Raw genomic sequence first — 15,431 nt, 5'->3', positions numbered from 1 at the left:
GTTTTGTAATATTCTTAAAAATCATATCATAATATGATAAGCTTTAAATTATGGTTTATGAAAAGGATTTTATGATAAGAGTAGAAAACCTAGTTAAGTTTTATGGACATTTTCAAGCTTTAAAGGGGGAAAGTTTTACAGTTAACGACGGCGAAATAGTAGGCTTTGTTGGTTTAAACGGCGCAGGCAAAACTACAACCATTAAGATTGCGACTGGCGTTCTTTACCCTACTTCGGGCGACGTAATTATAGACGGATATAGCATAACTAAGGATAAGAAAAAGGCCTCGGAAAATGTAGGTTGGGTTCCAGAACTTCCAAATTTTGAGCAAGACGTAAAAGCTTTAGATTATTTTGTTTATATTGCAGGATATTATAAAATTCCTACAAACGAAGCCAGAAGTATGGGAAAAAGATTGTTTGAGGAAGTAGGCCTTTCAGGAAGAGAAAATGACAAGTTAAAGAACTATTCTCAAGGAATGAAGAAGAGGTTTGCTCTAGCAGTTTCTTTAATTTCTAACCCAAAGAATTTCCTATTTGATGAGGTACTTAACGGATTAGACCCCGAAGGCATACAGTTTTTTAGAAATTTAGCGTTAAGGCTAAAGAAAGAAGGAAAGGCCGTACTATTTTCTTCCCACATACTTTCAGAAGTAGAATCTTTGGCAGATAGAGTAGTGTTTTTACATAAAGGTAAAATAGTTAAGGAGGAGAAGATGGAAGATTTAAGAAAATTAGTTTCCACGAACGCCTTGAGAATAATTCTCAATTCTCCGTCAGAGGAAGCACTAAAGGCTTGTAAGGATTTTGGAGAGCCTACATTAAATAACGGAGTAATAATAATACAGAACTTTAAGGGAGATCTAGAGGACGTTGTAAGAGCGTTAAAACCTTACGGTATACTTGATATTGGTTATGTAAGGCAGGATCTTGAAAGCTTGTTCTTCCAAATAATTAGTAGTGGTGATCAATGAACCCTATCATTTATGATTTTAAAAGGTCTTTCCTTAGATTATCCGTCGTTATTTTCTTAGTGGTGTTTGCAGTAGTAGGAATAGGAATAGGTTACTTAGTCTATCACACGTCTGTTGGAAATTTACCTCCGTCTTCATATTATAATATGAACTTTGTTGGTATAGTTTTCAAATATCCTAATGGTACAGTAGTAGTTCACGGTTATGTATTCGACAATCAAGGTAACCCGTTAGTAACTACGATAGAAATGTTAAGCTATTCTGGTAAAGTTATATCTACAGTACAAAGTAATTCTTCAGGATTTTTCACTATCCAAGGTAATAATGCAAGTTGCATAATAGTCAAATATTCAACATATCAAGAGAAGGCAATAACAAGTGTTGCAGGCAGTGAATCCTTATTGCAACAACCCGTAATGATGTCTGTTCAGATCATATGTAATGTTTCGGAATTCTATAATTATAAGGAATATAATGGAGAAGCGCTAGCTATAGTTACTGGAGTTAAGAACTGTGTAGGAAAATTGATTCTTGTCACTATCTCTAATAAAGGCGAACTTAACTTAACCTTTTATAACGAGGGTCTAAAGATTATAGGATCATGTATCATTAATTATTCCGATTATATAACTATTACTTCAATAAAAATTAAGCCTGGCACTCAGTTTATTTCAATGGGAGATAAGAACATAAGGGGATTAGCGTTGACGTCTGAATACTCTCCTATACCGCATATAGAATACTCAATTAACCAAGGTGTTATTTCATCCTCTTCCTTATTCCAATCATTCTTCCCAATAATAATGATATACCTAGCTTACGTACTTTATTCCAAGCTTATAGATAGCGGAGCAGTAGAGTTTATAATATCGAGGCCGTTAACTAGGGCTAGCTTTTACCTAACCAGACTTACCAGCGGGTTATTAACTGGAGTAGTTACTAGTATTATATTTAGCCTTATAGTAGGCGGTGTTTTTTCAGTTTTAGTACATTATTTCCCAAGCTTTGTAGTTACTATGCTGATAATAGAATTAGTTTCAATCTTAAGTTTCTATTACATACTTTCCTTCATGCTAAGCAATTTCATTAAATCTGCCACAGCGACCCTTGGTATCTCAATAGCACTATTCTTCATCATTAGAATAGTTGAAGGACTATTGCCAATATTTTTGCCAACTAACGTAGTAAACATTATAGGTTATTACGTAAATCCCACGTCCATCTGCTCAGTTGCAATGTACTTATCAACTCACTTAACATTAGCAGGAGCGCCGTTTAATTTAGGAATATCTATAGCTGCACAGTTAGCCTGGCTAATAGGTCTATCATTGTTAGGATACTTAAAGTTCAGAAGGATGGATCTCTAACCTTTAAGGAAGTTGACTTTTCATTTAGCCCTTATTATTCATTTTTGTCTCTTTTTATTAAAGGATAATAAAGCAAAGCTGAAAAGAATCCTAATAAGGATATTAAAAACCACAGGATGAGAGGAGACGAGTAAAGGTAATAATTCATTAGAAAACCTGCATAAGAAGAACCCAGTACTCTGCCCAAGGCCGTTACCATTCCGTAAATTCCTATCTCTCTTCCTCTCACTTCATCTCTTGATAATGAAGAAGCAATGGCTTGCGAAAGAGGAGAAACTATCATTTCTGCTAAAGTAATAAAGACTATATCAATTACTGCAAGAATAAAATTAGTCACGAAAGCAACAGATAAGTAGGAGAAAGCATATATTATCATGCCTAGAATTATCATCTTTGTAGTGAGTCTTCTTCCTATAAATTCCTGGAAGATGACTATTAATAATCCATTAACCATGAAAAGTAAGCTAACTTGAAACGTTGACAATCCTACGATTAGGTTATAGTAGGTAAGTAAGGAAAATCCTAGTTGCCCCATTATCATGAAGGTTAAGAAAGTAGGTATTAGGAAAAGGATAAACTCTTTTGATAGGTTTAGAGAAATGCCTATTTTTCCTTTAAAATCAGGTAAAGAAAAGAGCAACGGTATAGGTAAAAGAGAAATTATTGAAGAAACCAAGAGTAACTCCCTAAATCCTGAAATTGTAAACAGAATCCCTCCAATAACCGGTCCTATTGCCCAACCCGCGTTTATTCCAACTCTTATTCTACTGAAAGAGATTACTAAACCTTTAAACTCCTTATTTAAATCCCCAACCATAGAAGTATTAGAAACGTTATATATCGAATTAAAGAACGTTTGGAGTAGGATAAAGAAGACAATAGCTAAAGGAAGATTAAGTAAAAACGCTAAGAGTAGAGAGATTGAAGCCGAGAGAGAGGAGATAACCATTGATTTAACTCTTCCTAGAAAGTCAGTCATGTATCCTCCTATAATATAAGCGAGGACACTTATTACTCCTTGTATAATATAAAAAAGGGAGACGAAATCGAGAGAGAAGTGGTAAACTTCGTAAAGTGCAAAACCTATAAAAGGCCATATTATTGAACCGCTTAAAGCTCTAGACCCACCTATTAACGCAAGCTTATTGATTTCCTTCAACAACATATTCGCTTCTCTTCTCGTTAAAAAGATTTACTAAGAATAGCCGGAGTCTCCATAGGATGAAACGTTTATATTTCTAGGTTGTAAAATTCTTTGAACTTGACTTCAAGTAATGTGAATAATATACTTACTATACCCACTACCACGTAAGAAATTCCTACGCCGTTGCCAACAGTTTTCGATGAACCGTAAAGTTTATATTATTTCATCATAAATTCTTATACAATGCTAAGACCTAAGGAAGTATGCCAACGCTTAGGAATATCCTATGCAACGCTTAGAGAATACGTAAAGAAGGGTTACATCAAACCAGTAATACTACAGAGCGGGAAGTGGAGGTTTAGGGAAGAAGACGTAGAAAAACTGATGGGAATCGTTAGAAAGAGGAAAGTGATACTTTATGCTAGGGTATCATCAAACGCACAAAAAGACGACTTGGTGAACCAAGTAAAATACCTAGAGGAGAACGTCAAAGAATACGACCAAGTAATAACAGACGTAGGTTCTGGGTTAAACATGAAGAGAAAAGGATTCCTCAAGTTGTTAAGAATGATACTAAACAACGAGGTGTCAAAGGTCGTTGTGGCTTACCCAGACAGACTAGTTAGGTTTGGTTTCGAGATAATAGAGGAAGTGTGCAAAGCACATAATTGCGAACTCGTGGTATTAAACAATGAGGACAAAACACCGGAACAAGAGCTAATAGAGGATCTGGTCTCAATCCTAGTCTCCTTTAGCGGGAAACTCTACGGAATGAGGAGTCAAAAATACGAAAAGGTGAAAAAGTGTGTCGAAGAACTTAAGAATTAAATCACTCCAACCAGAAGAGGAGTACATTTACCTAACTTACTCCTTGGAGAATGATAAGAAGGAAGAAAGCAAGATATTATTAGAGAACTACAGAGTCCTATTGCAGAGAGCTTTAGACTGGCTGTGGGATAGAACTAAGATGGAGAGAAAAGAAGCGAAGAAGAGTAAGAAAGTACTCACGAAGGTCAAAGTCAAGTTACCTAAAAAGAAGGAAGTGTACAAGGTGTTAAGAGACGAGTTAGAGAAGATCAACAAGTTAGCTTCCCACTACGTTGATAAGGCAATTAATGACGCTTACTCAATACTGGAAAGTTGGAGGAGGAGAGTCGAGAAGGGACAAGCGTCACTGAGTAAACCAACACTGAGGAAGGTTTACGTTAGGGTAAAATCAACTCTTAGAAAGGTTGATGGCGAGAGCGTAAGGATTACAGTAAGACCTTATGAATACGTCACATTCTCTTGGTCTCACACTTGGTTTTCACGAAGGGTTAAGGGGCTAGAACTAGGTGAGCCCGTGATAAAGGAGGATAAGGTGTACCTGCCATTTCGTTACAGATTACCTTGGTTTACTCCCCTTGACTTTCTCTCTATTGATAGTAACCTCTATACTCTAGACGCATACGACGGTGATAAGTTTATCACGTTTTCCTTGAAGGAGTTGTACAGTATGAAGTACGGTATGGAGTTGAAGAGGAGTAAAATACAGTCTTTTGCTTCAAAGCACGGTAGGAAGGGGAAGGAGTTGATGAGAAAATATTCCCACCGTGAGAGGAACCGTGTACTGGATTATGTTCACAAGTTCGTGAATAAGTTGTTGGAAATGTACCCTATGACGACATTTGCTGTTGAAAAACTGAATAAGCAAGAGATGTTTGAAGATGCTAACGACTCCCTTTCTAAAAAGATTTCTAAGACTGTGTGGAGGTCAATTCACCGCATCTTAAAGTATAAGGCTCCTCTTTACGGTTCCTTTGTTAATGAGGTTAACCCGCACCTCACTTCAAAGTCCTGCCCCAGATGTGGATGGGTTTCCCGAAATGTTGGCAGGACTTTTCATTGTGAGAGGTGTGGGTTCACTCTAGATAGGCAATTGAACGCGTCACTAAATATTTACCTCAAAATGTGCGGGTTTCCCCACATCCGTGATATTCCGCGGGTGTGGGTTGGGGTTATCCCGCTAAAGGGGCGGAGGGGTAACGGGTTTACCCGTGACTCTGGTGAAGCCCAAGGGCTAAGGGTTGATATTAAATATTATGAAATCCTATGAAGCCCAAACCCCTAAGGTTAGTATCATTATTCCACCTAAAGGTCCCGAAAAAGTAACTAAACCGTTTGATATAACTCCTATGAATCCATAAGTTCTTCCCATGTATTCCTTATCTATATTCCTTAGCAGTGCCGAAGAAGTTAGGACTGAATTAATTCCAGAAGATAGAAATATAACAAATGTAGGTACGACTGCCAAGAATATATTGTGAATTAAAATATAAGATACTAAGGAGGCAGAAATGAGTGAGCGAAAGATTACATTATAATACCCTAATTTGCCTTTTTTAATTCTTACAGCAAGCATAGAACCTAATATTATACCTATTTCCGCAGACGCACTTAGTAAGCTAAAGTAAAGTGGCCCCTTATGCAGGAAGCTCTCAACGTAGTAAAGTATTAATATTCCTTGCATATTAAAGAATAGATTTTCAATTGTAAGAACTGTGAACTGAGTTAGTACTTTATTTTTCCTTATATAATTAAACCCTTCAATGAACCCTTGCTTTAACGAAGTTTTCGATTGATTACTGCTGGGCATTTTTATAGGTAATAATAAAAGTATTATAGCTCCTAGAATTATTAACGGTGGAAAAAGCGAGTATTTCAAATCTATTGTAAGAAGCACTCCCCCAAGTGTGACAGCTATTAGCCTTAAAGACCTAGTAATAACTCTGTTTATAGAAGAGGCTTTTTTATATTCACTTTCGTGAACGTTTTCCTTAATCCAGATAGATAAAATGGTTTCTGAACCGTCTATAATTATACCGCCTATTATCATTGAAAGGTAGAATGCCAAAATAATTGCCAAGAAATTGTTGCTCAGTAACTCTAATTGAGATATAAGTAATATAATAAAAAATATGAATACTAATGAGAATAAAATTCCCTTTTTATTTCTTGTCATGTCAATGAATGTTCCAGTAAAGTAACTAAAGAAATAAGGTACTGACATGAGTGTAAATAGAATTCCAGTAATTAAGCTAGATTCAGAAATTTTTGATATTATCCATATTTCCAAGTAAGCAAACAAAGTTATTGTAAAGTCAAGCAGTTTAATAGTAGATATGGTAAATATTGCACTTCTCCAGTTAGTTGTCATTTATTTGTACCTCACATTCCCTGTATTATATTCATCAATCTCCTTCTAAATTAAATATCTTCATTAGCCTCTTTACAAACTCACCTTTTAACGCAAAGAGAAAGTTAACATTATAATCCAATTCATTCAATAAAATCTCTTACATTATGTATTATTGAATTAAATTTACGTCATTATATACTCGTGTACAATAACCAAATAAGGATTAAATCTAAATATAAAGGAAATAATCATAAAAAAGTTATATAGATTTAGTAAGAAAAAGTTATAAACATAAGTACGCATCTTCTATCATGAATAATTTCCTTCTCCTTTTTGGAATAGCATTCTCAATGCTTGCTTTAATGATTTACGTAATTTATGAGGTAGAGAAATGGAGGAGTGAAAGGAGAGTACTTACAGCTTTATACATTGAAGGAATGATGCTAACAATGAACATTGGTGCTTACCTTTATGTTGCTTATCATTGTCTATTCTATTTCCTAGTGACAAATGGAGCTTATGCTTTCCTTGGTTTATACTCAATCCTTTCAATTAAAAATATAGAAAGAAAAAGAGGAGTTATTTACGCAATCTTTTCCCTATTTATGGTTACTTCAGAGTTCTTCATGGGTTCACTATTTGTAGTCCTGCAAACAAGAAAGCCTGCTACAATAGATTCTTCTGTGGAAAACGTTTGGTTTGTAAGCGTAATGCTTGCAGAAATGTCCTTTACTTTCTATTTATCCTACAGAAAATTAGATAAAATTACTAGAAACTACCTTCTTTCGTCACTTTTACTAATGCCGTGGTTTCCTGCACTCTTCCCCAACTTTGTTATACCTTTCTGGGCTTCAGCAATAATAATGATAGGAGCAACGATAATGATATATGAAACGCTTTATAATCAAAGGCTAAGGGCGAACCAAGAGACCTTTACAACGATGGAGCTAATGGCAATGTATATGTTAATGATGCTAGGAGAGTTCTTGTACTTCATTTATTCAACTCTTGTAGTATTCGAAGTTTCAATGATGATTGCCATGACTTGGTTTATCTTTAGGTCTCTAGCAGGACCAAATTCGATAAAAGGAAACTATTTAAGGAACTCTAAGTTAGCTTTTGGAATAATATTCCTAACCTTCGTAATGGAATTCTTTATGGGAGGAACTCTGGATTTCGTTGAAGGAGTATTTTCTCCCGGAATAAGCAGTTTCATTTCAAGTTTATCGTTACCTTGGTTGCCGTTAAATTCCGTACAAGGTGCAATTTGGGATTTCATAGATATAGTTGGAAGCGTGTTGGGCAGTGTATGGTTCCTTATAATGATGGGAATAGAAATGGGATTCTTAGCTTTTAAGAAAATGATGGAAATGCACGTCAGGGAGGTTAGGGTAAGAATGATGTTAATGATAATAGCTTATGCTATTTACACAATTTACATACCTACTTTCTCTCCTATATCCTCTATTTCGCAATACATTCCTTATCTATGGTCAATGGGAATAGGAACTCTTGCCCCTATAAGTAATTCCGTCCTCGTAGGACTAATAGGTACTTACGTGGTGTATGCAATACTCTCTTTCTTGTTTGGTAGTAGGAATTTATGTGCAGTCACTTGTACTGCACCTTTAATGTATCAAGGTAACTTTTATGACTCATTAAAAGTATATAATAGAACTTCAAGGCTTGGAAAGAAGACCTTAACTTCTAAGCTTTCACCCTGGTATAAGGCAATAGCCTTGGGAGTTTCGATTTTCGTACTAGCTTCTGCAATTGTATCTTACCTAAACAGCGAAGGAATCCTGCATTTTACGGTATATGGTGTTGATATTACCTTACTTATATACTTCATTTGGTTCGACATAATGTGGTATATTCTCTTCATATCTATTCCTTTCCTAGGAACTTTCGCTTGTGTAACTACCGGCTATTGTTACTGGGGAGTATTTAATCAAGCAGTAAGCAGAATAGGATTATTTAGGCTAAAAGTGAAAGACTCCCAACAATGCTTAAATTGCAAAACCGTGGACTGTGCAACTGCTTGCCCAGTAGGGCTTACTGACATGAGAGCTTCCTTCATAAAGAATGGAGAGTTCAGATCAATGAAATGCATAGGCATAGGAGAGTGTGTGAACGCTTGCCCTTATGACAATATAATGTTCTACGACGTTAGGCATTGGCTAAAGGAAAAATTTAGGAAAGTGAGTAGTTGAACATGGAAGATCTTTTCTTACTTTCAATAATTGCGGGAGTAATGATAACAGCTATTGTATTTTTACTTCACGAGGCTGAAAGAGTAAAGAGCAAGTTAGGCTTTTCTTTAGTTGTTTTCGGCTTCGTAATGATGATTACAATGTTCTTAGGCGCAAGCTTTTACTTATTATCTCCTAGTAACCTATCTCTTGCTGAGGCAATATTAATAAATAATTTTACAATGATTGCCTACATTCTTTTGGTATTTCCTTTCATTAAGAAGTTTAAGGTAAAATTTGAGACGAGCTCTATAAGTTCATTAAGCGTATCTCTCCTTGCAGTTGCAAACGAGATTTTGATGAGCTTAACTTTTAATATTGCTTGTGGGGTGAGCAATTTATTTTACTTTACTTTCAATAGTGGTTGGTTCTTTTACCCTATGATGGCCGAAATGCTTTCAATTTATCTAATCCACTACATCAAGGGTGAGTTTAGGAAAGACTTATTTCCTTTAATCGGCATAACCTCTTTCCCGCCTACGCTTATAGATAATGCCAAGTGGTTTTATTCATCCTTAGCTATTTCCTTGGCTTTAAGCGGATTAGGAGTAATAAATAGTAAAGGCTTTATAAGAGGGATATATGTGGCATTAATTTTATCTTTATTACTATTATTCAAGGTTTACATAATCTACGACGTTGTAATTACTGTATCAATGATAACTTATTACTTCTCACTACTCAGTCAATAAATTCTACCTCTTCTATGCTTTTCTTTGCAAGCTCTTCTTCTCTCCTAAATAATGCTTTGGTTTTAAGGAATTTAGCAGTAGCTATACTAAAACAGTCAGCTAATGAAATTGAATATGCGCATTTGCATTCTGCAGCATATTTTAAAATTCTAGGTTTAACACCTATTATTTCATAATATCCGGATTTTATTATACTCTTGATAATCTCTTCTGCTTTTTCTTTTCCTATTTTTCTACAAAGTACATAATATACTTCTGTAAGATTAACAGTGTTGATATAAGGTATAATCTCTTCATTCAATATCTTTTCATAATAATCTCGAAATTCTCCTTCAAGAAACGATAAGATAACTCCGGAATCAAGAACTATTTTCGTCTTCTTTACGTCCATTTAAGAGTTCCTCGTATAAATTCACTCCTTTAGCTATTCCAAATAATTTTTCAGCAGTTTTCCTATCCTTAGACCTCTTCTCAATTAAATAGTTTATAACGTCGTCATAGGATACTCTCTTGCCGGTCTTTTTCTCAAGCATTCCGGCAATTTCCGTGAGCTTCTTCTTAGTTTCTGGCTTTATTTTTATGCTTTCCATATTTTCTACTTTTTCCACCGGATATTTAAGCATTAGGTAGAGGTTTTTAGAAACTGCTTCTATACGAGAGATTAACAATAAAAGGGTCTAGCTAAATAGATACGCGTGAGAAAAGAAGAATTCTTGCTTATACTTTCATCCTCATTGTCAGGATTGATAATGGGTAGCAATTCTATAATTATTTCACTTTATCTACTCTCTTTAGGTTTATCTGCATTAGAAATTGGAGAATTACTTTCCTTGGGAGTTTTGGTAGGTTCTTTCGTTTCCCTCATTTTATCATTTCTTGGCGATCTCTATGGGAGGAAGAAATTTGCTATAATTTCTAGGTTAATAAGTACGGTATCCTTCTTCTTTCTCTTCCTAGGTATTCCAATTGCTTACATATTCTCATTAACCTGGGGTGCAGGCGGACTTCTATTTTCTTTATTAGCAGAAAAATCCAGTAATTTGGACAAGGCACTGGGTTTAAGGCAAAGCCTTACTATCTTATTTTCAGTTGTGGGAAGTTTGTTACCAATATTTCTGGAATATAGGGGAATTCTCTTCTTAGATGTTCTAATTAACTTAGTAGCGCTATCACTTCTTCTTCCTATAACAGAAAAGTTCAAAGGCAGTAAAAAGTTAAAGATAGGTAGCATTAAAGTCGTATCAAAGTTCTCAACAGAGGCAATAATAGGTTTAGGAGCAGGATTGGTAATTCCGTTAATGTCTCTTTGGTTTTATTTAAAGTTCGGAGTAACGGGGCCAGAAATGAGCCCGGTTTTCGCATTATCAGAGTTAACTTTAGCTTTTAGTAGTTACGGCTCTGTTTTATTAGCTGAAAGGCTTGGTAGAGTTAAAACCATAGTTTATACTCATTCCATGGCAATTGTTCTCCTCTTTCTACTGCCCTTGTCTCCAGATTTTTTAATAGCTTCATTAATATTCGTGGTTAGAAATGTATTAATGAATATGACCTCTCCAGTATTTGAAAGTTTCCTCTTAAGGTTAATTCCTGAGGAAGAAAGGGGAAGAGCTAATGGAATAGTGAACTTTATGGAATCCATACCAAGGGCTATAGGACCAAGCATAGGAGGTTACTTCTTTAATGAGGGAAATTTAATTTTACCGTTCTTCATTACTGGTTTCCTTTACTCCTTCGCCACAATCCTTTTCTTCATTTGGTTCAAGAGAGAGGAACATCTTTAAACCTTGTTTCACATATTTACATAATGCTAGAATCAATACTGCCAAACTCAATACTAATTGACGCAGGCAATAGGAAGGAGTTTACAGACCCTAACTTTGTAGTTTCCCTATTCTTACTGCCTTTTATGTATGAGAAAAAGCCGGAAGAGAAGGAATATCTAGAAGTTATTGAAAGCATAAAGTTTGAGTCTTGCGACGAAATTAACGAGATAAGGAATAAGGATTTTCCAATTTATGCTACTTATTTCCAACAGAAGGTTTTAAACGATTATATCTCTGGAAAGGAATACGCTCGAAACGCTATAAGCTTTCTACTCAACAAGTTTAAAGACGAGAAAGAAGCAGAAAAAATAAAGGAAGAATATGAGGACTTCATTCTAGATAAGTTGTCCTTAAAGGAGTTCTTTAAACCTTCGAGCGATGAAGAGCCAAAATATATATTCCCTTATGTTTGGAGGTTTTATACTCCAAATTTTGATGAGACTGTAAAGAAAGTGACCTCTGGGAAGGAAATAGTAAGCGATTACATGGGGTTAACTACATACGTGATTTTAGTTTCTAAAGAGCTTTTCCCTTTCTTTAGGCCATACGTCTTCCTATCTAATTCTCCACCTAGAATAGGCTTAAAGATGGGTGAGGTACTTATAGACCCCGAAGAGATTACAGTAACTCAGCTGAATGAAGATAGGCTTTATTTTTCAAGGAAATTCCTAGAGAAAGAATTAGGAAAATTGGAGTCGAAGGAATTATCTTCATTTATAGAATCAAAAAGTGAAACTAGCAGAAGAATATTACTCTCCTCCCTCAGATACGCTAATTGGGCTTTAAAGAAGAGCGGAATTTCCTTAGAAGACGCGGTTCACTTATTTGTTAAATTAAAGGAATTAATAATTGACGTTGAGAGGGATTTTCAGAAGGCAATAGATAATGGTGTGGACTTTAAAGAAATTAAGGAGGAAGTTAAGAAGTACGGTTGGTTAAACTTAGAAGTTTCTCCTGCTGTAAATCCTTTAGCTTTAAAAAAATCAATAAGAATTATATCAATTATGAAGGAGATTGGTGACATGTATTTTATTCCTTATTCTATAGTAATGAGTGCTATAGTATCTACTTACGTTAGTGGGAAGGACTATAAATTACTCCTTTATGGATTAAAGACAAACAAATTCATTTAAAAATGGAGTACTATGAATCATTTAAAGAAAGCGTCTAGGCCGCTCTTCCTATTTACAACTTTTTCTATGAACGCGTCACGAATTGGTAAGTACACTTTCTGATAAAATTCTCTCTGATTTTGCAAAACCTCTTTAGGAAACGAAGAAACGTATTTTACAGTTGCTTCCCAAGCCTTATCGTAAGGGATTACGGCGTTAATCTTCTCCTTAATTTCTCTATTATAATCTTCTGGAGTTTGCTCCTTATCACCTATTACGAAAAGCCCGTTTTCTGGATTCTGGTAAACTTGTTCTCCTGCAACTGTTACTAATATTCTATCCTTCCTAAATTCTGCTGGCAACTTTTGTCCAGTAACTTTAGGAGTGTAACCCTTACCGTAATACTTAGCCCACGCGTAAAATATTGCCCTATTTAATCCAAAAGACTGTGCCTTAGCCAAATCTCCGTAAAGTACGTAATACCTTGCAGCCTGGACTATTCCCATTACTTGAAACCTACCTATCTTACCTTGCGGAGTAGTTCTTCTTTCTGGCCTTATTCCCTCGTGAGTTGGCTTATATTCAAGGATAGCTTTAGAAAGAAGCTCTTCTGTCTCGTCTTCTACGTACCTTGAGAAGACTCCTTCTTCATGCTTAAAGCTGTCAGGCTTAGCCCAGTCTAAATTGAATTCGTGCAATTTATCTGGAGAAAAACAAACTGCTACATAATCCAATTCCTTATGGAATGAGAGAGGAGCAGTGAATATTCTCTTTGCGTCAATTAGCTCGTCTATTTTAAGTACTCCTCCTGATTCATCTGAAAGCTTCTTTATTTCATCCTTAACTTTCCTTAATATGTATTGAACTATTGCATGGGCTGCAGTTAAAGGATCGTAATCTTTCGGTATAGCGTTTTCGTTTATCCTTACGTGAATTCCCTCACCACTCCATAGTAAATAAACAGACATTGAAACTCCTTCCTTATCTAGGGCAGAAATAATTACATCCGCAGCCTTTATTGCGTATTCCCATTTATCTATCTTAGTGTCAATGTCAAAGAAAGGAGTATAAGCAACTATTTTGTCTCCACTCACGTTTTCTTTATTCACTTTCTCATATTTTCCTGTAGTAGCGTAAATAGTCCTTGCGTCAAACCTCTTCACTAGAGAAGGAACCTCTTCCGGAGATGATAGGGATAGAGGCTCTTCACCGTTATACCTTATCATCGTTTTACCGTAAAGTGCAATCCACCTATTCTTTGAAAATTCAAAGATCTCCTTTTTTACTATCTCCTTGTTATAATGAACAAGAAGCGGCGACGGCATCATTTCTTTATCCATAGTTAATACTAGCGTAATAAAATTAAAAAGGGCTCTTAGCTTCTTTTATGCAGGTAATTTATCAATATAATTAACACTAAGGTAAAAATTACTATACCCAAATCCCAGATAAACCCCTAATCTCTTGTTGGCATTGTTTTAGTATACTAAAACAGATCTCCCTAAGAGTGTTTTAGTATAGTAAAACATTTTTACATAGCGACTAGTTATTACTAGTGAACATTGAAGAATTAAAGAGGATTTTAGGAGACCAGATGGAGTACTTAAAATTATTAGAAAGAGAGAAAATTGTAGAGAGGGAATTACCCTTTGACGTTACTCCTTATATTTCAAAACCTAACGTATTCTCCATATTAGGAGTAAGGAGGTCTGGTAAATCGACATTAGGTTACCTCTTAGTGAAAGGTAAAAAATTTGCATACGTTGACTTCAGTGACGATAGATTAGTCAATTTTAATGACTTTGATATGCTTACCAGAGCCTTTTATGAAATGTATGGAGATTTTAATTACGTTTTAATAGACGAACCTCAGTACGTAAAAGGTTGGGAGCTTTTCGTTAACAGACTTAGAAAGGATAAAGTAGTAATAATAACTGGGAGCAGTTCTGGATTACTTTCAGGAGAGCTTTCTACTGCTCTTACTGGCAGGCACGTGGATCTGATTCTCTTCCCCTTTTCATTTAAGGAATACTTAACGTATAAAGGAGTATCACTAGACCTTTACTCAACCAGGTCAGTTTCGTTAATAAAATCAAACCTGGAGGAATACTTAAGGGAAGGTGGATTTCCGGAAGCCATATCGTTAGGAAAGAGGATTATCCCATCGATTTATAACGACGTTTTAATAAAGGACGTGGTTGGCAGATACAAGCTAAGGGATGTGATTAAATTTAAGGAGTTCGCAAATTCTATAGTTAAATATTATTCCTCAGAAATTTCAATAAGGAAAATATCTTACAGTTTAGGAGTTAGTACTGCTACCGTGGAAGAATGGCTTAGCTATCTTCAAGAATCATACTTAGTTTATCCAATAAGGAGGTACAGTAGGAGTCCTAAGCAGATTAATGGCCAGAGGAAGATTTACGTCGTTGACCCTGGAATAGTGAATTACTTAGCGCCATTCTCATACGGCGGTTTAATGGAAAATGTAGTGGCAATTCACTTATTGAGGAAAAATCAACTAGAAGGAGTTTATTATTTAAGGGGAGAAGATTACGAAGTCGACTTCTTCGACGAGAAGGAGGGAGAGTTAATTCAAGTATCTTTCGTTTCGTCTAAGGATGAAATAAACAGGAACGAGATTAAATCGTTAGTTAAGGGAAGTGAATCGCTAGGATTAAATAAACTAAAGCTAATAAGTTGGGACTTAGAGGACGAAATTAACGTAGATGGAAGGAAGATTAAAGTAATACCACTGTGGAGATTTCTTATATCGCATTGAACAATGCAAAGGATTTTTGAAAAATGCCGACAGTATGTACAGAATCTGGTTTTATTATTGCCATTTATTCAAAAATAAAGGATTGTTAACTAAAAGTTAACATAAGA

Annotated in this window: 14 protein-coding genes; 9 read left to right on the top strand and 5 right to left on the bottom strand. The window is 35.4% G+C overall.

Features of this window, described 5'->3' with window-relative positions:
- Positions 1 to 71 precede the first annotated feature (71 nt).
- The gene (locus D1866_RS04940; RefSeq protein ID WP_152942363.1) at positions 72 to 974 is read left to right on the top strand and encodes an ABC transporter ATP-binding protein; all 903 of its coding nucleotides are present in this window, start codon (positions 72 to 74) and stop codon (positions 972 to 974) included.
- Positions 971 to 2,341 (top strand): ABC transporter permease subunit, encoded by a 1,371-nt coding sequence (locus D1866_RS04935; RefSeq protein ID WP_152942365.1) that lies wholly within the window; start codon positions 971 to 973, stop codon positions 2,339 to 2,341. The genes D1866_RS04940 and D1866_RS04935 overlap by 4 nt, the downstream gene beginning before the upstream one ends.
- 34 nt (positions 2,342 to 2,375) lie before the next feature.
- Here D1866_RS04935 and D1866_RS04930 read toward each other — a convergent pair whose 3' ends face one another.
- Positions 2,376 to 3,500: an MFS transporter gene (locus D1866_RS04930; RefSeq protein ID WP_152942367.1), complete on the bottom strand. Its 1,125-nt coding sequence runs from the start codon at positions 3,498 to 3,500 to the stop codon at positions 2,376 to 2,378.
- 228 nt (positions 3,501 to 3,728) lie between these two features.
- Between D1866_RS04930 and D1866_RS04925 the strand changes: the two genes are divergently transcribed.
- Both D1866_RS04925 and D1866_RS04920 read left to right on the top strand, forming a co-directional pair.
- Positions 3,729 to 4,313, top strand: a complete 585-nt coding sequence (locus tag D1866_RS04925) for an IS607 family transposase (protein ID WP_152942370.1) — start codon at positions 3,729 to 3,731, stop codon at positions 4,311 to 4,313.
- Positions 4,291 to 5,580, top strand: coding sequence for an RNA-guided endonuclease InsQ/TnpB family protein (locus D1866_RS04920; protein ID WP_155861064.1), 1,290 nt, complete (start codon positions 4,291 to 4,293; stop codon positions 5,578 to 5,580). The genes D1866_RS04925 and D1866_RS04920 overlap by 23 nt, the downstream gene beginning before the upstream one ends.
- Here D1866_RS04920 and D1866_RS04915 read toward each other — a convergent pair.
- Complete coding sequence (locus D1866_RS04915; protein ID WP_152942372.1) at positions 5,575 to 6,681, bottom strand: MFS transporter; 1,107 nt, start codon at positions 6,679 to 6,681, stop codon at positions 5,575 to 5,577. The two genes, D1866_RS04920 and D1866_RS04915, sit on opposite strands and share 6 nt — an antisense overlap.
- Before the next feature lie 293 nt (positions 6,682 to 6,974).
- Between D1866_RS04915 and D1866_RS04910 the strand changes: the two genes are divergently transcribed.
- Together D1866_RS04910 and D1866_RS04905 are read left to right on the top strand one after the other, a co-directional pair.
- Positions 6,975 to 8,876: a 4Fe-4S binding protein gene (locus D1866_RS04910; RefSeq protein WP_152942374.1), complete on the top strand. Its 1,902-nt coding sequence runs from the start codon at positions 6,975 to 6,977 to the stop codon at positions 8,874 to 8,876.
- 2 nt (positions 8,877 to 8,878) lie between these two features.
- Positions 8,879 to 9,607, top strand: coding sequence for a hypothetical protein (locus D1866_RS04905; protein ID WP_152942376.1), 729 nt, complete (start codon positions 8,879 to 8,881; stop codon positions 9,605 to 9,607).
- Here the strand turns inward: D1866_RS04905 and D1866_RS04900 are convergent.
- On the bottom strand, positions 9,597 to 9,998 hold the full coding sequence (locus D1866_RS04900) for a type II toxin-antitoxin system VapC family toxin (protein WP_152942378.1): 402 nt from the start codon (positions 9,996 to 9,998) through the stop codon (positions 9,597 to 9,599). The two genes, D1866_RS04905 and D1866_RS04900, sit on opposite strands and share 11 nt — an antisense overlap.
- Entirely contained in the window at positions 9,967 to 10,197 is a 231-nt protein-coding gene (locus D1866_RS04895) for a hypothetical protein (RefSeq protein ID WP_152942380.1), read from the bottom strand. Before D1866_RS04895 ends, D1866_RS04900 begins: the two co-directional genes overlap by 32 nt.
- 105 nt (positions 10,198 to 10,302) lie before the next feature.
- Between D1866_RS04895 and D1866_RS04890 the strand changes: the two genes are divergently transcribed.
- Positions 10,303 to 11,388, top strand: coding sequence for an MFS transporter (locus D1866_RS04890; protein WP_231136419.1), 1,086 nt, complete (start codon positions 10,303 to 10,305; stop codon positions 11,386 to 11,388).
- A 23-nt stretch (positions 11,389 to 11,411) separates the two neighbouring features.
- Positions 11,412 to 12,563 carry a hypothetical protein gene (locus D1866_RS04885; RefSeq protein ID WP_152942382.1) on the top strand — a complete coding sequence of 384 codons (1,152 nt, stop codon included), beginning with the start codon at positions 11,412 to 11,414 and terminating at the stop codon, positions 12,561 to 12,563.
- A gap of 17 nt (positions 12,564 to 12,580) precedes the next feature.
- Here D1866_RS04885 and D1866_RS04880 read toward each other — a convergent pair whose 3' ends face one another.
- Complete coding sequence (locus D1866_RS04880) at positions 12,581 to 13,882, bottom strand: hypothetical protein (RefSeq protein WP_152942384.1); 1,302 nt, start codon at positions 13,880 to 13,882, stop codon at positions 12,581 to 12,583.
- 215 nt (positions 13,883 to 14,097) lie between these two features.
- Here D1866_RS04880 and D1866_RS04875 point away from each other — a divergent pair, with 215 nt between their 5' ends.
- Entirely contained in the window at positions 14,098 to 15,324 is a 1,227-nt protein-coding gene (locus D1866_RS04875; RefSeq protein ID WP_155861063.1) for an ATP-binding protein, read from the top strand.
- The last annotated feature ends 107 nt before the right edge of the window (positions 15,325 to 15,431 follow it).

This window comes from Acidianus ambivalens (assembly GCF_009729015.1).
GTDB lineage: Archaea > Thermoproteota > Thermoprotei_A > Sulfolobales > Sulfolobaceae > Acidianus > Acidianus ambivalens.
The sequence above is the reverse complement of the archived record's forward strand: the minus strand, read 5'-3'. Positions and strand labels throughout refer to the sequence as shown.